This is a genomic window from Streptomyces herbicida, assembly GCF_032656585.1.
GTDB classification, from domain to species: Bacteria; Actinomycetota; Actinomycetes; order Streptomycetales; family Streptomycetaceae; genus Streptomyces; species Streptomyces herbicida.
Genome location: NZ_JAUYWJ010000007.1, coordinates 268,215 through 290,548, shown reverse-complemented (window position 1 = coordinate 290,548; position 22,334 = coordinate 268,215). Strand labels below are relative to the sequence as shown.

Below are 22,334 nucleotides of genomic sequence, written 5' to 3'. Positions count from 1 at the left end.
TTGGGCTATTAACGGCGGGTTGTTACTCGCCCGTCAAGCACCTTAGGCGCACAAGCCGACAGTTCAAATTCCGAACGAAGCGAGTAAGGTAAGCCTTACCTTTTCACCCGTCCGTGATCACTGATCGGTGGTTCCGCCATGCCCGCTGCCGCCTCGGCCGTCTCCGCCGCGTACGCCCGCCTCACCGAGGCCTACCCGGGGCTGGCCGTCACGGAGCTGGGCCCCGGGGACGCGGAACTCCGCGGCGACGGCTGGGTCCCGGCCGCCTCGCTCGCGGACGGCACGGACGGCCTCGACGCCTTCCTCGCATGGGACGAGGCACAGGTGCTACGGGACTACGGACAGCGAGCCCGCCCGGACGTCATCGCGAGCTTCGGGCTGCACCGGTACGCCTGGCCCGCCTGCCTGCTGATCACCGTGCCCTGGTTCCTGCACCGCCGGGTGCCCCGCCTCCCCGTGACGCATGTCTCCTACGACCGCACCGCCGGCCGCATGGCCATACGCCCCGCCTCCTTCACCTGCCTCCCCGGCGACCCCGCGGCAGCACTGCCCGGCGCGGTCGTGGTGCCCGACGAGGAGGCGCTGCGGGCTCAGGTGCGGGCCGCGGTGGCCGAGCACCTGGAACCCGTCCTCGCGGCGTTCGGGCCGCGCATGCGCCGGCGCGGGCGCGCGCTGTGGGGCATGGCGACCGACGAGGTGATCGAGGGGCTCTGGTACGTCGCCCACCTCCTCGGCGAGCAGGAGCGGGCCATGCGCGAGCTGGAGCTGCTACTGCCGGGGGTGACCCGCCCCTACGTCGGCTCCGCCGCCTTCCGTGTGCTGACCGGACCCGACGGCGAGGCGCTGCCCACCCGGGACCGGGCCAGCTGCTGCATGTTCTACACCCTCAGGCCGCAGGACACCTGCGCCACCTGCCCGCGCACCTGCGACGCCGACCGCGTCGCCAAACTCGCTGCCGCGGCCGCTTGATGCACCCTCAGGACTACGGCACGGCCCGCTGTCCACTAGGATCACCGCGACTGGGACACCCCTGCGGAGACAGGCAGTTCACAACTTCCTCACTTTTCTCAGGAACTTTCCGTGGAACCATTCGTACGGGTAGTCTTATTCGAACTCAACTCCCGCCCCTCAAGCGGCAGTTCGAGCAGAACGCCGCCCTGGGCATCCCCTTGCACTTCGTTGGCGGCCTCTTGCCCCGAAACCCCCTGAGGGCCGGTGGGATTGGGCCACTATGGCGGGCGATACGCCCTATCCCAATGCAAGGGACCCCAGATGAGAGACATATCGCTGAACTGGCTGCTTCCGGGCGCCGTACTGCTCCTGGGCATGCTGGCGGCGGTTGCGGTGCTTGCGCGCGGTAAGCGCTCCTCGGGGAAGGACGCGAGCGCGGACGACTCGTGGGAGCGCAGCGAGGAGCGCCGCCGGCGCAAGGAGGCCATATACGGCACCGCCTCCTATGTCCTTCTGTTCTGCTGTGCGGCGGTTGCCGCGGCACTCTCCTTCCACGGCCTGGTCGGCTTCGGCCAGCAGAACCTCGGCCTCACCGACGGCTGGGAGTACCTGGTGCCGTTCGGCCTCGACGGCGCGGCCATGTTCTGCTCCGTCCTCGCGGTGCGCGAGGCCAGCCACGGTGACGCGGCCCTCGGCTCCCGGATCCTCGTATGGACGTTCGCGGGCGCCGCGGCCTGGTTCAACTGGGTGCACGCACCCCGGGGCATCGGCCACGACGGCGCCCCCCAGTTCTTCTCCGGCATGTCGCTGTCGGCCGCCGTGCTCTTCGACCGCGCCCTGAAGCAGACCCGCCGGGCCGCGCTGCGCGAGCAGGGCCTGGTGCCCCGTCCGCTGCCGCAGATCCGTATCGTCCGCTGGCTGCGGGCCCCCCGCGAGACCTACAAGGCCTGGTCGCTGATGCTCCTCGAGGGTGTGCGCAGCCTGGACGAGGCGGTCGAGGAGGTGCGCGAGGACCAGCGTCAGAAGGAGCAGACGCGGCTGCGCCGCCGCGAGCAGCAGCGGGTCGAGCGTGCCCAGCTCAAGGCGATCAGCCGCGGGCACCGCGGTTTCGTCGGCCGCGGCGCCGGCCGGCAGATGGAGGTGCACGAGGTGGAACGCGGTTCCTCCCAGGTCACTGCGGAGCCTGCCATATCCGCGCCGGAACCGCTGCCCGTGCGCTCTCGGCCCTCCCTTCAGCCCGTCCGCAAAGGGTCTGACCCCATCACGGTCGACCTGACCGCGGAGGACGACACCATGGCGCTGCCGCGGCTCGACTCCCTCGAGCGCAAGCTCAAGGATCTTGAGCAGCAGTTCGGCTAGGTCCTGTCCGGCCGCGGCCGGACACCACTTGGGACGGGGGCGTGACCTCGGTGGTCACGCCCCCGTCCCGTTGTCGTGACTCACGCGGCTTCCGCGCCGAGTTCGAACCACACCGACTTCCCCACCCCGTGCGCCCGTACGCCCCATGCGTCCGCGAGGGACTGCACCAGCACCAGACCCCTGCCGTGTGTGCCCTCGTCGGCCTTCGGCGCGCACATCCTCGGCCTGCGGGCGACGAAGTCCCGTACCTCCACACGCAGTCCACGCGGTCCGAGAACGACCGTCAGGACGGCATCGTGGTCGGTGTGGACGAGGGCGTTGGTGACAAGTTCGCTGGTGAGCAGTTCGGCGATCTCGGAGCGACCCGGCTTCCCCCAGTGCCTCAGGAGTTCGCGCAGTGCCCTGCGTGTCTCGGGCACCTCCCGCAGGTCCGCGCGCCCCAGCCGGCGCCTGAGTTGCGGTGCGCGCGTCTGCTCCACGACGTTGATGTTGACGGTCTCTTCCCCCACTGCCTTCGCCGAGGAGGCCCCGATCGCCACGGGACCGCCCCCTCGTGCCTGCCTCTTCATGACCCCCGCCCGCACGCTGTTGCCGGTACCCCTCCTGATCGAACACCTTCACGGGGATCCATGCCCCGTCCGACGGGGGGCAGTCATGTCGAAATGTCAACAACCAGCTCTTCGGCCACGGTTGAAGGGCACTTCAGGGCAGAGTCCAGTGCCGTTGGGTCCAGGTTCCGGACCCGGGGCGTGCGGTACGCCGCCACGGGTGTCCCGTCAAGGGCCTACCGATTCCGGTCTGCCGATCCGGCCGCGGCCACCGCGGACACTGGGCACGCGATTCACCGCAGGGACGATTCTGCAGGGCCGGTGAAACTGGCCGGAATCAAATGGTCCCCACAGCCTGACGAGCCCGTCAGGGCCGGGGCACGTTCCGCAGGTTGGAGCGGGCCATCTGCAGCATGCGCCCCACCCCGCCGTCCAGCACCATCTTCGACGCGGACAGGGCGAACCCCTTGACCATCTCGGCCCTGATCCTGGGCGGGATGGACAGGGCGTTGGGGTCGGTGACGACGTCGACGAGGGCCGGCCCGGGGTGCTTGAAGGCGTCCCTCAGCGCGCCGACGAGCTGCTTGGGCTTCTCGACCCGGATTCCGAAGGCACCGCAGGCACGGGCCACGGCGGCGAAATCCGGGTTGGTGTTCGTCGTTCCGTACGAGGGCAGTCCCGCGACCAGCATCTCCAACTCGACCATGCTCAGGGAGGAGTTGTTGAACAGCACGACCTTCACCGGCAGGTCGTACTGCACCAGGGTCAGGAAGTCGCCCATCAGCATGGAGAACCCGCCGTCCCCGGACATCGACACGACCTGCCGCCCCCGGTCGGTGAACTGCGCCCCGATCGCCATCGGCAGGGCGTTCGCCATCGAGCCGTGCGAGAAGGAACCGATCACCCGGCGGCGGCCGTTGGGCGAGATGTAGCGGGCGGCCCAGACGTTGCACATACCGGTGTCGACGGTGAACACCGCGTCCTCGGCGGCGAGTTCGTCGAGCACGGAGGCCACGTACTCGGGATGGATCGGGACGTGCTTCTCCACCTTCCGGGTGTACGCCCTGACCACACCCTCCAGCGCGTCCGCGTGCTTCTTCAGCATCCGGTCGAGGAAACGCCGGTCGTCCTTGGGCCGCACCCGCGGGATGAGACAGCGCAGGGTCTCGCGCACATCGCCCCACACGGCGAGGTCGAGGCGGGAGCGGCGGCCGAGCACCTCGGGCCGCACGTCGACCTGGGCGATGGCGACGTCGTCGGGCAGGAACGCGTTGTACGGGAAGTCGGTGCCGAGCAGGATCAGCAGATCGCACTCATGGGTGGCCTCGTACGCGGCGCCGTAGCCGAGCAGACCGCTCATGCCGACGTCGTACGGGTTGTCGTACTGGATCCACTCCTTGCCGCGCAGCGCGTGTCCCACCGGGGACTTGACCTTCCCCGCGAACTCCATCACCTCGGCGTGCGCGCCCGCCGTGCCGCTGCCGCAGAACAGGGTGACCCTCTCGGCCCTGTCGATCATCTCGACGAGCCGGTCGATCTCGGCGTCGCCCGGGCGCACGGAGGGCCGGGAGGTGACCAGGGCGGTCTCGGCGGTCTTGTCCGGGGCGGGTTCGTCGGCGATGTCGCCGGGCAGGGAGACCACGCTCACACCCCGCTGCCCGACCGCGTGCTGGATGGCGGTCTGCAGCAGCCGGGGCATCTGCTTGGGGCTGGAGATCAGCTCGCTGTAGTGGCTGCACTCGCTGAACAGCCGGTCGGGGTGGGTCTCCTGGAAGTAGCCGAGGCCGATCTCGCTGGACGGGATGTGCGAGGCGAGGGCGAGCACCGGGGCCATGGAGCGGTGGGCGTCGTACAGGCCGTTGATGAGGTGCAGATTGCCGGGGCCGCAGGAGCCGGCGCAGGCCGCCAGCTTCCCGGTGATCTGCGCCTCGGCACCCGCCGCGAAGGCGGCCGTCTCCTCGTGCCGCACATGGATCCAGTCGATGGCGGAGTTGCGGCGGACGGCGTCGACGACCGGGTTGAGGCTGTCGCCGACGACGCCGTACAGGCGGCGTACGCCGGCGCGGACGAGGATATCGACGAACTGCTCGGCGACGTTCTGCTTGGCCATGGCTCTCGCGTGCCCCTTCGTCTCCGGGGTAACCGTCCGGTGCCATCGGGTGCCGTCCGGTGCCGTCGGGTCTCTGCGAGATCCATGAATTCACAGGGCGCGCGGTTACGCCTCCCAGACGGCGGCCACCGTACGGTCGTCGGCGTACCCCTTCACCCGCACCTGGGTGTCCGCGAGGAACGCGGCCAGACCGGGCGGGGTGCCACCGGACCAGCGCCGGGCCAGGTAGGCGCAGAGGGCGGGCTCGCCGCGCAGCGGGTCGGCCAGGCCACCGCTGCACATCAGCAGCGCATCGCCCGGACGGGCGACCGAGGCGCGGAACCGGAAGGGTTCGCGAGGTGGTTCGGGGGCCGGCTCGTACGGGCTCGGGGGCGTCGGGATCCCCAGGTCCATGGTGAGCCGGTCCCCCTCCGGGGTCTCGGACGGCGGCGAGCCGAACCCGACCACGGCCTCACCGGTGGTGTCCGCGGCCGTGACCCGTGGCTCGATGTCCTGCCACTCCCCGTTCCGCAGCCGGAACAGCCCGCCTTCGCCGATCCCGAAGAACACGCGCGTACGGCACTCCGGGTGGGCCGGCAGCAGCAGACAGCGCAGGGTCGCCGAGTACTCCTCCGGGTCGATGCCCTGCTCGGCGGCGCTGGCCCGGAGCTTGCCGAGGCTGCGGTCGGTGAGCCGGTGCAGGCCGGACTTCAGGTCACCGCGCCGGGCGGCCCGGATGTCCTCGCCGAGCCGCTGGTGACTGCGCCCGACGGCCCGCCCGAGCCACTGACACGCCTCCGACGCCGCCCGGTGTGCCCCCGGCGTGGCCCGCGCGCCGGTCGCCAGGGCCACGAGGATCAGCGCCTGCTCCCCCGACCCGAACCGCGCGGTGAGCAACGAGTCGCGGCGCGGCTCCCCCCGATACCGCGCGGAGTCCCCCCGCACGGATACGGCCCGCAGCGTGCACGCCCCGTAACGGGCCCCGTCGAGCACCGTGTCCGCGACCAGATCATCGAGCTCATCGGGATCGGCGACCGGCAACGCGGTGGGTTCGGCGTCATAGGTGGGCGGCCCGGATCCGACGTAGTCGACGGTGGCGGCGGCCGGCGGAACGACGGGCAGATCGAGCTGAGTGGCAGCACGGGGGCCCTGCCGGGCGGGGGTTGCGACGACAGGCTCCGGACGGACGTCGTCACCCGGCCCGACGGCCTCGCCGGAGGCACCCCACTGAGAGGCGCCCGCCTCGGCGCGGGGCGCCGGAACATCCCGCCCCGCAGAGCGCCCGGAGGTGTCCTCCCCGGTGAAGGGCGCCGGCGCTGGGACGTCCCGTCGCCCGGCAAGCTCTCCGCCGGAGCGTGCGGAAGCCTCCCGCACAGCGGCGTCACGGTCGGTGAACTCCGCCGCCGCATCCCGGCGGACGGTGCCCTCTGCGGCCTGGGGAGGCGGGGAATCCCGGGTGGGTGTCTCTCCGACAGAGCGCCCGGAGGCATCCCTGTGGGCCGCGCCCCGGTCGGCGGGCTCGGCCGAGCCGCCCCACCGGGAGGTGTCACCTCCGGCCGAGGGCGCTCGAGCAACCCGGCCGGCCTCGGCCTCTCCGGCGGAAGCCGCGGAGGCGCCGCCCCGTGGGGCCGACTCGGTGGAACCGGCACGCCCCGGGGCCGGTCCGGGTGTGCGGTCCGGCGACTCCCTGAAGCCCGGGGGCTTGGGACCCGGTGGGAATGTCGCGGGGCCCTCGGGTGCCTCGGGCGTCGGCTTCCAGGAGCCGCGCTGCCGTGGGGGTCCCTCGCGCGGCGCGGTGGGTGCGCATTGCGGTGGGACCGTGGATTCCACTGCGGGGGCCGCGTCCGAGGGGCCGTCCCCCCGTGCGGTACCCGGTCGTGGATCGACCGTGTCCGCCGCCGAGGCGAACCGGTCGTCCAGGGAATCGGCCGTGGCCGTGGGCCCGGCGTCGTCGGTGGAGTCGTCGTACAGCTGCCCCCACCAATCGTCCTCGCGACGGGTGGGCCTACCCCCCTGCTGGCTCATGCCCCTAATTGTCCACCGCACGGGCCGCATGAAAACGGGGCATCCCGAAAATCCGGCGCACCTGCCGCTCTCGCACGCCGTGCCGAGGGACGCGGCGAACTGCCGTACGAGGCAAGGCGATACGCACAACGCCGCCGGCGGCCACACGAGCGACGAGGTCTGCGCGCTGGTCACCGGCCACCCGGTGGTCGTCTCCGGCATGGACAACGACGCCGAGGTGCGGGCGGCCGGACGCGGGGTCCGCTACCGGGTGGTCGTCGAGCGGGCCGTGCTCGACCGGCCGGACGGCATGACCGGGCTGACCGCGGCACTGGGCCGGGACGAGCGGGTACGGGTGGTGGACCGGGTGCCGACCAAGCTGGTCGTCGCCGACCGCACGCCGGCCATGGTGCCGCTCACCTCGCACACCGCCGAACCGGCCGCCCTGGTCGTGCACGCCGGCGGCTTGCTGGAGCTGCTCTCCGGGCTGTTCGAGTCGGTGTGGCGGGACGCGCTGCCGCTGCGGCTGGGTGCGCACGGGGTCTGCGGGGAGCAGCCGGACGGCCCCGACGGCGCCGATCTGGAGGTGCTCTCGCTGCTGCTCGCCGGGCACGCCTGCGAGCGGGGCTGGGTGGCCCGGGGCGACCCCTGACCCACTGCTTGACCTGCGCCGCCGCCCGGGCTCCGGCACGCTGGGCAGATGGGCGTGCCCGAGCTCCTGCTGGTCGGCCTGGTGATCGTGCTCGGCCTGTGCGGAGTGCTGGTGCCGGGTGTGCCGGGGTCGTGGCTGGTGTGGGCCGCGGTGCTGTGGTGGGCGTTGCAGGATCCGCAGCCGCTGGCCTGGGGTGTCCTGGTGGGTGCCACCGTCGTACTGCTCCTGTCCATGGTGGTGCGCTGGGCGCTCCCGCCCCGGCGGCTGCGCGAGAGCGGCGCCACACCCCGGATGGGGGTGTACGCGGGCGCCGGGGCCTTCCTCGGCTTCTTCCTGCTCCCCGTGCTGGGCGCGATCCCCGGGTTCATGGCCGGGATCTACCTCCATGAACGCCTGCGTCTGGGCCGTCACGGCGAGGCCATGGCCGCGCTGCGTACGACGATGCGCTCGGGCGGCTTCAGCGTGCTGACGGAGCTGTTCGCCTGCCTGCTGATCGCGGGGGCGTGGCTGGGCGCCGTGATCAGGGGCTGACGCGTCAGCCGAGGACGGCCGGGTCCACGGTGTCGGCGAGGGCCCGCATCCCCGCGTCGTTGAAGTGCAGATGGTCGCCCGGGTCGTAGTCGGGCCGGATCCGCTCGGGCGACGCCGGGTCGCGGACGGTGGCGTCGAAGTCGGCGACGGCGTCGAAGACACCGCCCGTGCGGATGAGGGCGTTGACCTTCTGCCGTACCGCCTCACGGGCCGCCGTGAAGTCGGTGTAACCGCCGTAGGGCGTGAGGGTCCCGCCGACGACCCGGATGCCGTGGGCGTGCGCGCGGGACACGATCTCGCGGTACGCCTCCACGAAGGCGGCCGGGTCGCTCGCCTCCGGCGTGCCCTTGATGTCGTTGATGCCCTCGAGGACGATCAGCGCGCGCACGCCGGCCCGGGACAGCGCGTCGGCGTCCAGCCGGGACAGCGCGCCGGGCCCGACGCCGTCCCGCAGCAGGCGGTTGCCGCCGATGCCCGCGTTGAGGACGCCCAGCCGACGGCTCTGGAGGCGTTCGGCGAGCCGGTCGGGCCAGCGGTGATTGGCGTCGGCGGTGGAGCCGTTGCCGTCGGTGAGGGAGTCCCCGAAGGCGACGACGCTGCCGACGGCCGGGCCGCGCACGTCGACGCCGGCGACGTAGTACCAGTAGCGGGTTTTGGCCGAGTAGGCCGTGCCGTCCTCGTCGGCGGCCCGCTCCTCGCCCTGCGCGGCGACGTAGCTGGTCTGGAGGGCCGTGCGGTGGTACGTCGCGGGGCCCGAGTCGGCGGGCGTGAAGACCGTGACCAGCAGATCGGCGGCGGCCGGTACGGTCAGCGGCACCGGGTCGGTGAGCACGTCCCAGCCCGGCGGCACGGTGACGGTCTCGGCCCCGCTGAAGGTGGCGACGCGCATCGAACCGGCTACGGCTGCCGGGCCGCCGCCCGCCCGCCGCAGGGCGACCGTGACCGCGCCCAGCGTCAGGGGCGCGCTGCCGAACCGGTTGCTCAGCCTGATCCGCACGGCCGTCCCGCCGACACTGGTGTGCACGACGTTGCGGATGGCGGCGCCGGGAAGCGCGGCAGCGGTCCCCGAGGGGGCGGTCTCCCAGGTCCCGGTCCAGACGGACGACAGTACGGGAGCCGTGTCGGCCGTCGCCGTCGTCGCGGTGGCGCCGAAGAACAGCACAAGCAGCAGTACGAGAACCCGCCCGGCCTTGACCATGTGTGCGTCCGCCCTTCCCCGTCGCCCGCTCGAGGCGACGGTGACACACGGCCCCGGAAAGGCAGCGGAACTTCACCGTCGAAAACACCCGCACGGCCCAGCCGGGGCCGGTCCGGACCAGGCCGACGGCAGCCGATGTGCCGGGCGGGGCGGGCGTGTTCGGCTGGTGCCACGACCGGATTCAGCGAGGCCGACCGGGCAAGTCCGGCGTCGCAGCGGCTGCCTGGAGGAGGACAGGGTCTAGGCACCCGCCGGGCCGAGCGCCCCCTCCATCGTCAGCAGCGACACCTTCCGGTCGAGGCCGCCCGCATAGCCGGTCAGGGATCCGTCCGCGCCGATCACGCGGTGGCACGGGCGGAGGACCAGCAGGGGATTGGCGCCGATCGCGCCGCCGACGGCCCGCACGGCGGCGCGGGAGGCGCCGATCCGTGTGGCGATCTCACCGTACGTCGTGGTCGCGCCGTACGGGACGGAGTCGAGGGCGGCCCAGACCCGCTCCCGGAACTCGGTGCCCTCGGTCCGCAACTCCAGCCGGAACTCCTTGAGTTCACCGGCGAAGTAGGCGGCGAGCTGCTCCTCGGCCGCCCGGAACGGCCCGCGGTCCTGCCGCCAGTCCGCCAGGACCGTTCGGCCGCCCTTCTGCCCGGGCACGGACAGCGAGGTCAGGGCCCCGTCCGGGGCGGCGGTGAGCAGAAGCGGGCCGAGGGGCCCGTCCACCCGGGTCCAGTAGGTCATGCGGACTCCAACTCCTTTTCCACACACAGGTGTTGTACGGCGTAGGAACGCCAGGGCCGCCAGCCGTCGGGCACGTCCTCGCCCGGCGGGGCCACGTCGGGGTCGCCGAGGGCACGGACCCGGACGGCGGCGACGACGGCCGGGTCCATACCGGGCAGGGCGAGCAGCGCCGCCTCGGCGTCGTCCCGGTCGGCGCCCGGATCGAGCCGTACGGTGCCGTCGGCGAGCGCGGTGGCCAGCGCACCCAGGGTGCCGTGCGGCTCGGCGTCCGCGAGGACGGCGGGCTCGGGGAACAGATGGGTCAGGCTGCCGCTGGGGGCGTCCAGCGCCTTGCCGTACCGCAGGACGAGCCGCTCCGCCTCCGCCTGCCCGACCAGCGCCCGTACCGCGAACTCCGCCGGATCGGCGGCGCCGGGCGAGCGCAGTCCCGGCCGGGCGGCGACCAGCGGAGCGAGCGGCTCGGCGCCGCCGAGCCGCTCGTCGACGGCGTACGGATCGGCATCGAGATCGAACAGCCGGCGCAGCCGTTGCACGGCGGTCGTCAGGTCCCGCGGGTCGGTCAGATGCAGCCGGGCGTCGAGCCAGCCGCCGGGATGCGCGGCGGCGCCCGCGTTCGGGGCCCCCGTGCGCTCCTCGACGGCGACGGTCCCGGTGCCGTACGGCAGCCGCAGCGTACGCCGGTAGGTACGGCGCCCGGGCTCGCCGACGATCTCCTCGACCCCGCTCACGGCCTCGCGGGCGAGCAGGTCGAAGACGGCGCCGGACTGATACGGCCCCCGGTACGCGAGCCGCAGCGGGATCCCGGCGCCGGGGGTGGCCCGGCGCGAGCCCCGCTCCCGGGGCGCCGCGGCCCGTACCTCGGTCGGCGTCGAGGCGTACACGGCCCGTATCGTGTCGTTGAACTGGCGCACGCTGGCGAAACCGGCGGCGAAGGCGATCTCGGTGACCGACAGCTCGGTGGTCTGCAGCAGCACCCGCGCGGTGTGCGCCCGCTGCGCCCGGGCCAGCGCGACGGGACCGGCGCCGAGTTCCGCGGTGAGCTGCCGCTGCACCTGCCGCGTGCTGTAGCCCAGCCGCTCGGCGAGCCCGGCGACGCCCTCCCGGTCGACCACGCCGTCCCCGATCAGCCGCATCGCCCGGCCCACCACGTCCGCACGGACGTTCCAGTCGGCGGAGCCCGGCACGGCGTCCGGACGGCACCGCCGGCAGGCCCGGAACCCGGAGCCCTGCGCGGCGGCGGCCGTCGCGTAGAACCGCACGTTCCGCCGCTTCGGCGTCACGGCCGGGCAGCTGGGCCGGCAGTAGATCCCGGTGGTCTCGACGGCGAAGAAGAACTCCCCGTCGAACCGGGCGTCCCGGCTGCGCACGGCCTCGTACCTGGTGTCTTCGTCCATCACGCTTACAGTGTGAGCGATGGCCACCGGGCCGGGCTGGCGGATATCGGACACGCACCTGGCGGTTCCGGCCGACGCCGGCCGGCCCGTCCGGCGACGGCCGCACCGGTGCCGGGCGCCTACCGCCGGCGCCCCCGCTTCAGCTCCATCGCCGCCTTCCCTTCCGCCCCCTTCCGCTTCCAGTCCCGCCGAAGCTCCGCACGGACCCGCGCGTCGGTCTTGGCCACGATCCACTGGTTCTCCCGCATGAGCTTGCGGTAGCTCTCCAGCCGCCGCTGCGGCAGCTCCCCGGCGTCGACGGCGGCCAGCACGGCGCACCCGGGCTCCGACTCATGGGCGCAGTCGTGGAACCGGCACCGCTCCCCCAGCTCCTCGATCTCGGAGAAGACCTGGCCGACCCCGCTCTCGGCGTCCCAGAGCCCGACGCCCCGCAGTCCGGGGGTGTCGATCAGCACGCCTCCGCCGGGCAGGGCGAGCAGATTGCGTGTGGTGGTCGTGTGCCGCCCCTTGCCGTCCATGTCCCGGGTGGCCTGGACGTCCATCACATCCTGTCCGATCAGTGCGTTCGCGAGCGTCGACTTTCCCGCGCCGGACTGCCCGAGCAGTACGGAGGTGCCCCCGGCGGCGAGCGCGACGAGGACGTCGAGCCCCTCGCCGTGCAGGGCGCTGACGGTGAGCACCGGCACGCCGGGCGCGGTCGTCTCCACGTCCTGAACGAGGTACGACAGGGCCACCGCGTCCGGCACGAGGTCGGCCTTGGTGAGCACGACCACGGGCTGCGCCCCCGACTCCCAGGCCAGGGCCAGGAACCGTTCGATGCGGCCGAGGTCGAGTTCTACGGCGAGCGACACGGCGACGATCGCGTGGTCGACGTTGGCGGCGAGGATCTGCCCCTCGGACCGCTTGGAGGAGGTGGAGCGCACAAAGGCGGTACGGCGCGGCAGACACGTCCGTACATAGCGCGGGTTGCCACCGGGCTCGACGGCGACCCAGTCACCGGTGCACACGACGCGCAGCGGATCGTGCGGGGTGACGAAGGCGGTGTCCGCCCTTACGACGCCACCGGCGGTGATGACGTCGCACTGCCCGCGGTCGACGCGGACGACCCGCCCGGGCAGCAGTCCTTCGGAGTCGTACGGGGCGAACCGGTCCGCCCATGCCTCGTCCCAGCCGTAGGGGGCGAGAGCGGAGAAGACATTGCTGGAAGTCAAGGGAGACCCTTCACAAGGGTGGCCCCGGCAGGCGCGCTTCGGCGCGGAGATGAAGGAAAGGAGAGGTCAGCCGGAGACCACGGGGGTGGGATGGATGATCTGGATCCGGGCAGCGCCCAGCGCAGTGACAGTCATCACGGTCCTCACCTCCTGTTCGTCTCGGCTCGCGTCGAGGGCCGACTCGGCCTCCTTCGAGCGAGCAGAACCATAACCGGGGCCGGCACGTCACCGTCAACCGGATTTCCGCGCGCGCCGTCATTCGGCTCCGGCCGGCCGCGGCACCCCGCTACCACATCGTGTGCGTGACGAACGACCCCGACCGAAAAGTCACACCAAAACACCCAACTTCTGGGCGGAGCCCGCGAGTCGAGGACACAATGCGTGACAGGCGGCATCTTGGCCAAAAACGAACGGCGATTCGAAGGGCCCAGTCATGACATCAACCGCTGCGCGCACCGGGCCCGCTCCGCGGCCGGTGGAAGACCGCTGGCCGGAGGCCAGCCTTCTGGGCGGACTCCGCGTGGAGACGCGCAATCAGCTCATCGGACTCGGGCGGCCGGTGCGCTTCGAGGGCGGTGAACGACTGCTGCGCGAGGGCGAGTACGGCTCGCACGTCTTCCTGCTGCTGAGCGGTTGGTTCAAGGTGCTGGCCACGACGGACGACGGCCGGGAGGCGCTGATGGCCGTCCGGGCCGGTGGCGACATCGTCGGTGAACTGGCCTGCTTCGACGCACAGCCGCGTGTTGCCACGGTCGTGGCGGCCGGGTCCGGCACGGCGAAGACAATCACCCGCCAGGAGTTCCTGGCGGCTCTCGCGCGGCACGACGACGCCGCCCAGGCGGTGATGCGCGCCGTGGCGGGCAAACTGCGCTGGGCGACCCGGCGCAGACAGGAGTTCGGGGGCTGTCCGGTGAGCACCCGGGTGGCCCGGGTACTGGGTGAGCTGACCCGGGTGTACGGCCGGCCCTGCGAGGCAGGGGTCTCGATCGGGGTGTCGCTCACCCAACCGGAACTCGCGGCTCTGGTCGGGGCCTCCGAGCCGAGCGTGCACCGGGTGTTACGCATGCTGCGCGAGCATCGGATCATCGAGACCGGATACCGGCGGATCCTGGTCCGGGACGTCCCCGAACTCAGCCGGATCGCGGGTACGGACTGAGCCGCCGCGCAGCTCGTCACGTCGCCCCGGCCAGCACCAGCCATATCGCGGCCGCCACGACCATCCCGGCGACCCAGCCGACCGCGCGGGCCGTGTAGCGGTTCTTGAGCGACGCGATCCGCGCGATGGCGTCCGCCGTCGCCCAGGCCTGGGCTGCCAGCCGATCGCCGCTCGCACCGGCGTGGTCGGCGACGTCCAGTGAGAACCGGTTCGGTGCCGGGTGCCGCCCCGTGCGCGGACGGATCACCTGGACCAGCAGGTATCCCGACATGGTGAAGCCGAGGAGATACGCCAAGGTGGCGAGCCAGAAGAGCACGGCCACCGGCTCGGTCGGCGCCGGGGCACCGACCGAGCCGACCTTGGTGGCGACGACGGCCGCGAGGCCGACGTGCACGGTGACCATCGTTCCGGCCTTGGCGTCGGCCTGTTGGGTGACCTGCTGGAACGACGCCATCGCGGCGACCGCGGCCGCCAACTCCTCTGCTGCCGACGTGTGTTCGGCCATCGCTCAGTGCCCGCCGTGGTGGAAGTGATGGAAGTGGCCGCCGGGATCGTGGTGATGTGGATCCGGGTCATGGTGATGGTGCGGGACGCCAGGGTGATGAGGGTCCCGGTGATGAGGATCCGGGTGATGCGGGTCGGGGTGGTACTGGTCGTGGTGATACGGGTCCGCATGCGGAGCATCCGCGTGGTGGGCGCCGTACGGACCGGCGTGGTCCGGTCCGTCGAAGTCGTCGTCCCGGCAGCCCGTACCGGCACCGGACTCCGGCAGCGCCCACTCCCGCAGCGTCTGGGTGTGCGAGACCACGGTGGCCGCGAGATGCGCGGCGGCCAGCGCCGGAACGACGAACTCCCGCATCGCCGCACGCCCCGGCGAGTGCCCCCAGATCACCGGTTCCTGGCTCGTGTCCCTGGCAGGCGCTGATCTCGGCACGTACAGCCAGGCGTCGGCGGCGAAGTCCTTCTTCTCGGTGATCACTTCGGTCTGCCGGAAGTCGGAGGCGGGCAGCCCATGGGCCTGCTGCACGATCACGTCCCGGTAGAGCTCGTTCGGCACGGCGAGGGCCAGGTCGCTGTCCTCGTTGCGTTCCAGTGCGTTCCGCAGCCCGTCGGAGTCCACCAGGCGACTGACCAGTACCACGCAGTCGCCCAGATAGCCGCTGTCGGCCCGGGAGATGGACCCCTGCCCGAGCGCGGCCCGCATCCTCATCCGGCCGAAGGCCCCGGGCGCCCGGTTCGCCTCGTACAGGCCGTCCCGAAGCCCGAGGATCAGGGCCGGGACGGCCCGTACGAGATCGGTGCGGGACGGGAAGACCACCAGCCGCCCGTCGCCCTGCAGTTGCTGCTGCGTACGGACCCGCATGACCCGGGCGCGGCGCAGCGCGTGCTCGACGACGAGGCGGAGCCTGACCTGTGCGTCGGCCTGCTCGGTGTAGCTGTGGCGGCTGTACTGGCGCAGGTCCACGGCCATGCACAGACGCCTGCGGTAACGGGCCATCAGAGCAACGCCAGTTCGTCGACCAGGTCGCCGAGGTCGTCACCGGCCTTGCGGAGCAGCGTGTCCAGCCGGTTCAGTTCGGCGCGGCGCTCCTCGACGGCCGCCTCGCCCTGCTGACGGGCCTCCCGCGCCGACTCCACGCTGCGGGTCAGTTCGCCGGTCCGGGCGGAGAGCCCCGCGGTCACGTCACGGGCGATCGGCTCCATGGTCGTGGTGGCGAACGCCTGGGCCGCCTCGCGGGCCTGCTTGGGCGCGGCCAGTCTGATCTGGGTGGCCATCTCGCGGCCGACCGCCTCCCGCATCCTGTTCTCCAGCCGGCTGCCGGCCTCCTTGCTCTTGATGAATCCGTGGACGAGCAGGCTGCCGATCAGGGTCGGGATCCCGAACGGGGTGAACATCCAGGCCATGGCGATCGCCAGCGTGATGGGCAGGGTGCGCAGCGCCTCCTTGGCCCCGAAACGGGCACCGACCATGCCGCCCGCCACTCCGCCGAGGACGAAGCCGGCCGCCCCCGAAAGGAACCTGGTGAGCGGCTGTTCCTCCTCGCGTTCCCCGGCGCGCCCCGCGTCCCGCACCCCGGTGAGGCTGATCCGCAGCTCGTCCAGACGTGCCTCGAAGGAGTTCAGCTGAGCGTTCATCCGCTCGGCGAGCTTCTCCAGGTCCTGGTGGATCACCGGCTCCAGCGAACTGCTCACCCAGTCGGCCACCTTCTGCTCGATGGCCCTCGCGGTGCCGGCGGCGATCTCCTGGGTGACCTGTTCGGCTCGCTCGGGAACCTTGAGCGGATTCATGCCGATCTTGGTTGTCAGGGCAACCTCCGCCGCGATCGCCGGAGCCTCGTCCGCCACGGAGGCGAGGTAGCCGCCGAGCAGGGCTTCCACCCTGTCCTGGAGCATCCGGGTCTGGTTGCGGATGTCCAGCGAGATCTGCCGGGCCTGTACCTCCAGGTCGTGCAGCGGCTGCTGGGCGGCTTCCCAGCGTCGTTCCAAGTCCGCGGACTTCGTGTCGAGCAGGGCGAGTTCGTGCGGGATGTTGCGGTCGAGCTCGCGCGCGAGGCCGCGCAGGGCACGCGCCGGAGCGAGCAGCTTGACCTTGTGACGGTCCGTCACCAGATAGCGCTCCAGGGCGTGTTCCAGATCGGCCACGCCGGAGTTCTGGTAGCCGGTGGTGTCGTCGGCGATCCGGGCGCGCAGCGCGGTCTTGGCGTCGACGAAGTAGAAGCGGTTCTCGTCCCGGTCCTCACCGCGCAGTCCGACGATGCGCTGCCGCGCCCCGGCGACGACGTCGTCCCGTTCGGTGTCCTCGATGGCGTCGAAGTAGGTGAAGACGAAGAAGGGGTCGTGCGCGTCCAGGTAGGACGTGAGGAACTGCGACTCGCTGATGCTCATGGGGGCGATCGCATGCTGGAGGAAGATCACCGCATCGGCCTTGCGCAGGTGGGTGAGGGTGATCTCGTCGCGGTTGGCATGCTCGTTGAGGCCGGGCGAGTCGATGAGAACGACGTTGTGGCGGCACAGTTCCAGCGGCCAGATGACCTCGGCCCGGACGAAGGGGTTGGCCTGGTCGCGTTCCTTGCTGTTGACGGTGATGAGGGAGATGAGCTCCTCGGGGTGGACTGTCTCGGGCACCGCCGCGTCCTCCCGCCACAGCCGGGCCACCGGGGGGTCGCCGAACTTGACCTCGGTGATGACGGCGGTGGCGGGCGTCGCCTTGACCGGCAGCACTTGGGCGCCCAGCAGGGCGTTGACGAAGGTGGACTTGCCGCGGTTGAAGTCGCCGACCACCATCACGTGGAAGGCGTCGCTGTCCATCCGTTCGAGCAGCGCGGTCACAACGCCTTCCGCCCCGCTGTTGCCGATCTGCCCGGCGATCTTCCCGAGTTGCCGGCAGACCTCCATCAGCCGCAGGCGCTGGGCGTCCGCGGCGCCGTAACCCACGGCTTCCGTGGTGGTCATGGTCGTCACTCTCTCCTTCATTTCTGCAGTTCGGCCCGGATACGTGCGGTCAGGGCGGCCGCGGGTCGGGCCAGGGCCGACCAGTCGACGCCGGACCCGGGCGGGGCTTCGAGCGCCGCTCGTCTGGAGTCGTGCCAGACCACGCGGGACTGGCGCAGTTGGTCGAACACGTCGGTGTAGATGTCCGAGAGCAGGTCGACGGCCTGCCGCAGGAAAGCCGCCGTGCTGTCGTCGACCACGCGGACCAGTACGGCGTCGACCTCGCTGCGCTGCTGTTCGGTCGCGGACCGGATGGCGCCCTCGGCCAGCAGGCCGCCGATCAGGCTGAACCCCGCGCCGTAGATCATCGGTATCGGGGCCGAACGGGCGAGGGCGATGAAGTAGCCGACGATGGCGCCGCCCTGGGCGCCGAGCCGGGTCGCCAGGCGGGTCCTGGACAGGTCGGAGATCTCGCCGGTGAGCTGCGGTTCCACGGTGGGTCCGAGCCAGGCCGGGACGGGACTCGGGGAGGCGCCGGGCAGTCGCCCGGCGACCTCGGCGTCGAGCCAGTCGGTGTCGGCGGTCAGGCCGGGCAGGACGGTGCGTTCGGACCGCTGGGCCAGCACGGACAGCTCGTGCCGCAGCCGGAAGGGCAGGTCCCGCTTCCACCAGTCACCCGGGTCCTGGGCGCGTTCCAGTTCCCAGCGCAGCCGTTCGATGAGGCCGTCACGGTCCTTCTGGATCTGTTCGCGGAGCCGGGCGGTGAGAGCGAGTTGACGTTCTGTCAGATCGATACGGAGCTGCTCCCACTGCTGCTCCTCCTTCTCCAGCAGTGTCCGTGCCTGCGCAGCCCGTTCACCTGCCTCGGCATGGGACAGCCCGTCGGCCGCGAGGGCCTCGGCGGCGATCCCGGTCATCGCCTCGCAGTGGTCCGCGACCTGGGCGGCGATGCGCCGGTCACGCCACAGCGCGCGTCCGCTGCCCCGGGCGAACCCCTCCACGAGTGAGCGCAGGGCCGCGAGTTCCGGCTCTCCGCCGCCGGGCTCGGGAGCCGGCAGCACGGGGAGGGTGCCGGGCAGGTCCTCCAGGCGCTGCCCGAGGTGTCGTACGGTCTCCTCGCGGTCCTCGGGCCCGACCAGATCCAGCATGGTCACCACGACGGCGGTGAACGGGACATGGCGGCACAGCACCTCCTCCTGGAGGAGCCGGTGTTCGGTGCTGCTCATGGGAGAGACGGCCGAGACGACGAACAGAACGGCGTCGCTGGCCGCGGCCGTGCGGCGTACCTGCTCGAACTGCTCCTCGCTGCCGGAGTTGACCCCCGGCAGGTCCACCAGCTCGATACCCAGCTCCGTCAGCCAGGTGTCGGCCACGGCGGCGACCACGGCGGGCTCGGGCGGTGCCGGCTCGGGCTCGGCTCCCTGCGGCGGCCTCGGGGAGGGCAGGGAGCCGATGAGACCGTCCCACGGGTCCTCGGCGTCGAGACTGCGCACTTCGTCGTGCCCGTCCGGCCAGCTGAGCCGCAGCGACTCCACCTGGGCCGCCCGGACCGTCACCGGGGCACGGGTGACCGGGCGCGGTCCCGTCGGCAGCAGCTCGCGGCCGATCAGCCGGTTGATCAGGGTGGACTTGCCCCGGTTGAACTCGCCCACCACCGCTGTCCGGAAGAGCTGTCTGCCGCGTTCGGCGGCCAGGGCTTCCAGGGCCGTGCCGATCCGGTCCAGCCCGTATGCGTCGGCCAGTTGGCGGGCCTCTCGCAGCCAGCCGGGAGCGGCGGCGCTGACATCGGCGATGTGGGTGCTGGTGGGCGCGGGCGGTGGGGTGCCTGCGACGGGCGGGGAACCGTTGTCCATGTGATCACTGCTCCTCGGGGTCGGGGACGGTGCGGGCGGCCTCGCCGCGCAGGGCGGCGACCTTCTTGCGGCGGCGCCTGGCGCCGTCCGCTGCCTCCTCCATGGCGGCGACACCGGCGGCCAGTTCGGCGCGCCGCCGGTCGTTCTCGGCGGTGAGACGGGCGATCTCCGCGCCCCACTCGGCGTCGTACTGCCGGCGGAGGGCGGCGATGCTGTCGCTGACGCTCGCGCGGACCCTCAGCAGGGACTCGCTGACGAGCGTGCCGATCTCCTCGTGCGCGGCGGCGATGATCGGGCGGGCCCGCTCCAGGAACTGCTCGCGGGCCGCGTCGAGGCTGCGTTTGCCCATGAGCGCGCCGAGCGCGCCACCGATGACGGTGCCGATGCCGGGGGCGATCAGGCTGCCGGCCAGGGCTCCGGCCATCGCCCCGCCGCCGGTGCGCCAGTTGTCGCTGGCGGTCAGCTGGGTGCCGATCCCGGTCAGCGTCCGGTCGACGCCGGAGAGGTCGGGGGCGGGCAGGTCGGTCGCCGCCACCGCGGGTGCTTCGGGCGCGGCCCAGACCTCACCGGCCAGCCCGGCCAGGGCGCTGTACTCGGTGGTGAAGTCGCGCGCCAGTTCCTCGGCTCCGGATGTCAGCAGCTCGCCGGCCCGGTCCGCCGCGGTCCGCACGGCCCGCTCGGCCTCTTCCCGTAAGTGGAGCCGGACGATGCGGGAGACGTTTCCGGTCGCCTCGGCCATGTTGCCGATCTTGTTTCCGGCGACGGCGTCGGCCACCTTCGTCTCCAGCGTCGCCCGGGACGCCGTCGGAATACCGGCCGAGGCGGCGTGGCTCAGCTCGCTCCCGGCCCGGTCCAGGGTGCGCTGGGCCCAGGTGTCCAGAAAGGCCGGGAAGTCCGGCAGGGACAGGGCAGCCAGCCCACGCTCCGTACGGCTGAGTTCGGCGCGCTGGGACTCCGCGGACTCCTCCACCGCGGAGAGCAGCTCCGAGAGCAGCCCGAGCACCGTGGCCGCGATGGCGAACTGCCGTTTCTCAGCCGCCAGTTCAGCGATCCGTGCCTCTACGGCGAGGAACCCCCCGAGATGCCCTTCCGTGTCGGGCCCGCGGACGCCGGGCGTGGTGATCTCCTTCAGTGCCTGCCCCGGAGCACAGGGCAGCAGCACCGGGTCACTGATCCCCAGTTCCTTCAGCCGGTTCTCGACGACCTCGACGACCTCGGCCCGTTCGTCCTCGTCGAGCAGGTCGATTTTGGTGAGCACGAAGGCGCACCGGTCCTGGTGGTCCAGCAGCGGCCCGCTCAGGAACTCCACCAGCGTCATCGACATCGCGGCGACGGCAGGCACCACGACCAGTGCCAGGTCGGCCTGCCGGGCGGCCGCAACGGCCAGTTCCCGATGCCCCCGGTTGGTCACGCTGAACCCCGGGGTGTCGAGCACCGCCGTATCGCCGCCCAGCAGCCGGACGGGCGACAGGACCTCCAAGTCCCGTACCTGTGCGGCCAATTCGGTGGTCAGCACGCGCTCGAGGGCATGCTCCAGATCGCCCGGCCGGGACGTATGACGCAGCCCCGTCCACCGGGCGAGCGCGGCGGACGGCCAGGTCAGCACATCGTCGTCGGCCGTGCGGATCACCACGCCCTCGGCGCCGTCCCGGTAGCGCAGCACTGTCGTGGTGTGCGTGGTCACGCGGGCCGAGGAAGGCAGCAGTCGGCGCTGCAGAAAGGCGTTGAGCAGGGTGCTCTTGCCGCTGGACGCCTCGCCGAACACCGCCACCCTCAATTCCGCGTCCGCGGTGCGCGCTTCGACGGCGCGCAGACGGTGACGCAGCGCGCTCCGGCGCTCGGCCGGGAGCCTGAGACTGTCGAGCAGGCCGCGGATCCACTGCAGGTGCCCGGCCACCGCCGAGTCCCACCGTTCCCCCGGGCCATCCACCACCAGCTGTTTGGTCACCTCGCCAGCGTAGGAACGGCCGCCGGGTCAACTTCTCATCAGACGATGGGATCGGCGCAATATGCCAGAAGCCTGAGCCGGCCGGCACCGGACCGACCGGCACCGGATCAACGGCGGTACGGCCCCGGGATCTCCCCCGACCCCCGCGGAATGAGCCGGGTGGGCATGACGACGGTCCGCGTCGGGGAGCTGTCCCCGTGGATGCGGGCGAACAGCAGATGCGCCGCGTTCGTGGCGAGCGCGACCGGGTCCTGGGCGATGACGGTGACCGGTGGCGTCAGCTGCGCGGCCAGGGCGAAGTCGTCGAAGCTGAGAAACGCGATGCCGGGAGGCAGGACGGCCAGCGCCCCGAACGCGACGATGTCGTTGCTGACCAGGACCGCCGTGGGTGGCTCCGGCGAGGAGAGGATCTCGGTGACGGCCTTGGCGGCGTCCGGACCCGACCTCAGTCCGTGCCGGACGATCGCCGGATCGGCGTCGATACCCGCGGCCTCCAGCGCCGCCAGATAGCCCCGGTAGCGTTCACCCACGGTCCAGATCTCCCGCTTGTCGCCGAGGTAGCCGATGCGGCGGTGGCCGTGCGCGATCAGATGCTGAACGGCCGATTTCACCGCGCCGAAGTTGTCCACCACCACGGCGTCCGCCTCCAGGCCCTGCGCGGCCCGGTCCACGCACACGATCTTGGTGCCGCGCGCCTGGGCCGAGCGCAGAAAGCGGTGGCTGCCCGCGACCGGGGTGAGGATCAGCCCGTCGACGCGGCGCGCGGTGAAGGCCGCGATGACCTCCCGTTCCCGCCGGAGGTCGTCGTGGCTGGAGCCGATGAGCACCGTGCTGCCCCGCTGCCGGGCCACCTCCTCGGCGGCGGACGCGACCGCGGCCATGAACGGGTCGGCGACATTGTCGACCATCAGCCCGATGGTCTGGCTGGGCTGGTCTGCGCGGCGCAACTGCCGGGCCACGTCGTCGCGTTGATAGCCGAGCCGGCGGACGGCGGCCTCCACCCGGGCGGCGGTGCGCGGCGCGACCGACGCGTCACCGTTGACGACCCGGGACACCGTCATGGCGCTGACGCCCGCCGCCGCGGCTACGTCTTTCATCGTGGGACGGCTGGCCACGCCGCGTCCTCCCAGATCTCATCCAGCGCGAGCGGAGTGATGAGGGTGTCCGCCCAAGGTCCAAGTTCGTTCGTACCCGACCCTTGACGCCCACCCACGGGCCTCCCAGAATCGACGCACTGTTAACGATACCAACCAGGGGGCACAACTTGGCCTCT

The 22,334-nt window shown here is 72.1% G+C and carries 17 protein-coding genes and 1 pseudogene; 5 read left to right on the top strand and 13 right to left on the bottom strand.

The window, feature by feature from the left end:
- The first annotated feature begins 138 nt into the window (after positions 1-138).
- Both Q8A52_RS17445 and Q8A52_RS17440 read left to right on the top strand, forming a co-directional pair.
- Entirely contained in the window at positions 139-969 is an 831-nt protein-coding gene (locus Q8A52_RS17445; protein WP_316753080.1) for a (2Fe-2S)-binding protein, read from the top strand.
- Positions 970-1,272: 303 nt separating this feature from the next.
- Positions 1,273-2,310 (top strand): DUF2637 domain-containing protein, encoded by a 1,038-nt coding sequence (locus tag Q8A52_RS17440; protein WP_316753078.1) that lies wholly within the window; start codon positions 1,273-1,275, stop codon positions 2,308-2,310.
- Positions 2,311-2,390: 80 nt separating this feature from the next.
- Here the strand turns inward: Q8A52_RS17440 and Q8A52_RS17435 are convergent, their stop codons facing one another.
- From Q8A52_RS17435 to Q8A52_RS17425, 3 genes are all read right to left on the bottom strand, one after another.
- On the bottom strand, positions 2,391-2,849 hold the full coding sequence (locus Q8A52_RS17435) for an ATP-binding protein (protein WP_408649209.1): 459 nt from the start codon (positions 2,847-2,849) through the stop codon (positions 2,391-2,393).
- 376 nt (positions 2,850-3,225) lie between these two features.
- Positions 3,226-4,968 (bottom strand): pyruvate dehydrogenase, encoded by a 1,743-nt coding sequence (locus Q8A52_RS17430; RefSeq protein WP_316753075.1) that lies wholly within the window; start codon positions 4,966-4,968, stop codon positions 3,226-3,228.
- Between the two features lie 105 nt (positions 4,969-5,073).
- A complete protein-coding gene (locus Q8A52_RS17425) occupies positions 5,074-6,972 on the bottom strand; it encodes a protein phosphatase 2C domain-containing protein (protein ID WP_316753073.1) in 1,899 nt (632 codons plus the stop codon).
- Between the two features lie 148 nt (positions 6,973-7,120).
- On the opposite strand from Q8A52_RS17425, the pseudogene Q8A52_RS17420 reads away from it, so the two are divergent.
- Positions 7,121-7,603, top strand: a pseudogene (locus Q8A52_RS17420) (helix-turn-helix transcriptional regulator); the annotation flags it as partial.
- Between the two features lie 48 nt (positions 7,604-7,651).
- Positions 7,652-8,134 (top strand): DUF456 domain-containing protein, encoded by a 483-nt coding sequence (locus tag Q8A52_RS17415; RefSeq protein ID WP_316753071.1) that lies wholly within the window; start codon positions 7,652-7,654, stop codon positions 8,132-8,134.
- 4 nt (positions 8,135-8,138) lie between these two features.
- Here Q8A52_RS17415 and Q8A52_RS17410 read toward each other — a convergent pair whose 3' ends face one another.
- From Q8A52_RS17410 to rsgA, 4 genes are all read right to left on the bottom strand, one after another.
- Positions 8,139-9,332 carry an SGNH/GDSL hydrolase family protein gene (locus Q8A52_RS17410; protein WP_316753069.1) on the bottom strand — a complete coding sequence of 398 codons (1,194 nt, stop codon included), beginning with the start codon at positions 9,330-9,332 and terminating at the stop codon, positions 8,139-8,141.
- A 240-nt stretch (positions 9,333-9,572) separates the two neighbouring features.
- Positions 9,573-10,067 (bottom strand): methylated-DNA--[protein]-cysteine S-methyltransferase, encoded by a 495-nt coding sequence (locus tag Q8A52_RS17405; RefSeq protein WP_316753067.1) that lies wholly within the window; start codon positions 10,065-10,067, stop codon positions 9,573-9,575.
- Positions 10,064-11,461 (bottom strand): DNA-3-methyladenine glycosylase 2 family protein, encoded by a 1,398-nt coding sequence (locus tag Q8A52_RS17400; protein ID WP_316753242.1) that lies wholly within the window; start codon positions 11,459-11,461, stop codon positions 10,064-10,066. Before Q8A52_RS17400 ends, Q8A52_RS17405 begins: the two co-directional genes overlap by 4 nt.
- 119 nt (positions 11,462-11,580) lie before the next feature.
- A complete protein-coding gene (gene rsgA / locus Q8A52_RS17395) occupies positions 11,581-12,672 on the bottom strand; it encodes a ribosome small subunit-dependent GTPase A (RefSeq protein ID WP_316753065.1) in 1,092 nt (363 codons plus the stop codon).
- Positions 12,673-13,105: 433 nt separating this feature from the next.
- Between rsgA and Q8A52_RS17390 the strand changes: the two genes are divergently transcribed.
- Positions 13,106-13,828, top strand: a complete 723-nt coding sequence (locus tag Q8A52_RS17390; protein WP_316753063.1) for a Crp/Fnr family transcriptional regulator — start codon at positions 13,106-13,108, stop codon at positions 13,826-13,828.
- Between the two features lie 16 nt (positions 13,829-13,844).
- On the opposite strand, the gene Q8A52_RS17385 is transcribed toward Q8A52_RS17390, so the two are convergent.
- The 6 genes from Q8A52_RS17385 to Q8A52_RS17360 form a co-directional block, all read right to left on the bottom strand.
- Positions 13,845-14,333, bottom strand: coding sequence for a hypothetical protein (locus tag Q8A52_RS17385; RefSeq protein ID WP_316753061.1), 489 nt, complete (start codon positions 14,331-14,333; stop codon positions 13,845-13,847).
- Positions 14,334-14,336: 3 nt separating this feature from the next.
- Entirely contained in the window at positions 14,337-15,326 is a 990-nt protein-coding gene (locus Q8A52_RS17380) for a hypothetical protein (RefSeq protein ID WP_316753059.1), read from the bottom strand.
- The gene (locus tag Q8A52_RS17375; RefSeq protein WP_316753057.1) at positions 15,326-17,281 is read right to left on the bottom strand and encodes a dynamin family protein; all 1,956 of its coding nucleotides are present in this window, start codon (positions 17,279-17,281) and stop codon (positions 15,326-15,328) included. The genes Q8A52_RS17380 and Q8A52_RS17375 overlap by 1 nt, the downstream gene beginning before the upstream one ends.
- A gap of 17 nt (positions 17,282-17,298) precedes the next feature.
- Positions 17,299-19,113 carry a dynamin family protein gene (locus Q8A52_RS17370; RefSeq protein ID WP_316753054.1) on the bottom strand — a complete coding sequence of 605 codons (1,815 nt, stop codon included), beginning with the start codon at positions 19,111-19,113 and terminating at the stop codon, positions 17,299-17,301.
- A gap of 4 nt (positions 19,114-19,117) precedes the next feature.
- On the bottom strand, positions 19,118-21,061 hold the full coding sequence (locus tag Q8A52_RS17365; RefSeq protein WP_316753053.1) for a dynamin family protein: 1,944 nt from the start codon (positions 21,059-21,061) through the stop codon (positions 19,118-19,120).
- Positions 21,062-21,168: 107 nt separating this feature from the next.
- Complete coding sequence (locus Q8A52_RS17360) at positions 21,169-22,176, bottom strand: LacI family DNA-binding transcriptional regulator (protein ID WP_316753051.1); 1,008 nt, start codon at positions 22,174-22,176, stop codon at positions 21,169-21,171.
- Between the last annotated feature and the right edge of the window lie 158 nt (positions 22,177-22,334).

What these genes read in the sequence shown, in the direction of transcription:
- Q8A52_RS17445 (WP_316753080.1), top strand. Translation starts at nt 139, where the DNA reads ATGCCCGCTGCCGCCTCGGCCGTCTCCGCCGCGTACGCCCGCCTCACC.
- Q8A52_RS17440 (WP_316753078.1), top strand. Translation starts at nt 1,273, where the DNA reads ATGAGAGACATATCGCTGAACTGGCTGCTTCCGGGCGCCGTACTGCTC.
- Q8A52_RS17430 (WP_316753075.1), bottom strand. Translation starts at nt 4,968, where the DNA reads ATGGCCAAGCAGAACGTCGCCGAGCAGTTCGTCGATATCCTCGTCCGC.
- Q8A52_RS17425 (WP_316753073.1), bottom strand. Translation starts at nt 6,972, where the DNA reads ATGAGCCAGCAGGGGGGTAGGCCCACCCGTCGCGAGGACGATTGGTGG.
- Q8A52_RS17415 (WP_316753071.1), top strand. Translation starts at nt 7,652, where the DNA reads ATGGGCGTGCCCGAGCTCCTGCTGGTCGGCCTGGTGATCGTGCTCGGC.
- Q8A52_RS17410 (WP_316753069.1), bottom strand. Translation starts at nt 9,332, where the DNA reads ATGGTCAAGGCCGGGCGGGTTCTCGTACTGCTGCTTGTGCTGTTCTTC.
- Q8A52_RS17405 (WP_316753067.1), bottom strand. Translation starts at nt 10,067, where the DNA reads ATGACCTACTGGACCCGGGTGGACGGGCCCCTCGGCCCGCTTCTGCTC.
- Q8A52_RS17400 (WP_316753242.1), bottom strand. Translation starts at nt 11,461, where the DNA reads ATGGACGAAGACACCAGGTACGAGGCCGTGCGCAGCCGGGACGCCCGG.
- Q8A52_RS17390 (WP_316753063.1), top strand. Translation starts at nt 13,106, where the DNA reads ATGACATCAACCGCTGCGCGCACCGGGCCCGCTCCGCGGCCGGTGGAA.
- Q8A52_RS17385 (WP_316753061.1), bottom strand. Translation starts at nt 14,333, where the DNA reads ATGGCCGAACACACGTCGGCAGCAGAGGAGTTGGCGGCCGCGGTCGCC.
- Q8A52_RS17380 (WP_316753059.1), bottom strand. Translation starts at nt 15,326, where the DNA reads ATGGCCCGTTACCGCAGGCGTCTGTGCATGGCCGTGGACCTGCGCCAG.
- Q8A52_RS17375 (WP_316753057.1), bottom strand. Translation starts at nt 17,281, where the DNA reads ATGACCACCACGGAAGCCGTGGGTTACGGCGCCGCGGACGCCCAGCGC.
- Q8A52_RS17370 (WP_316753054.1), bottom strand. Translation starts at nt 19,113, where the DNA reads ATGGACAACGGTTCCCCGCCCGTCGCAGGCACCCCACCGCCCGCGCCC.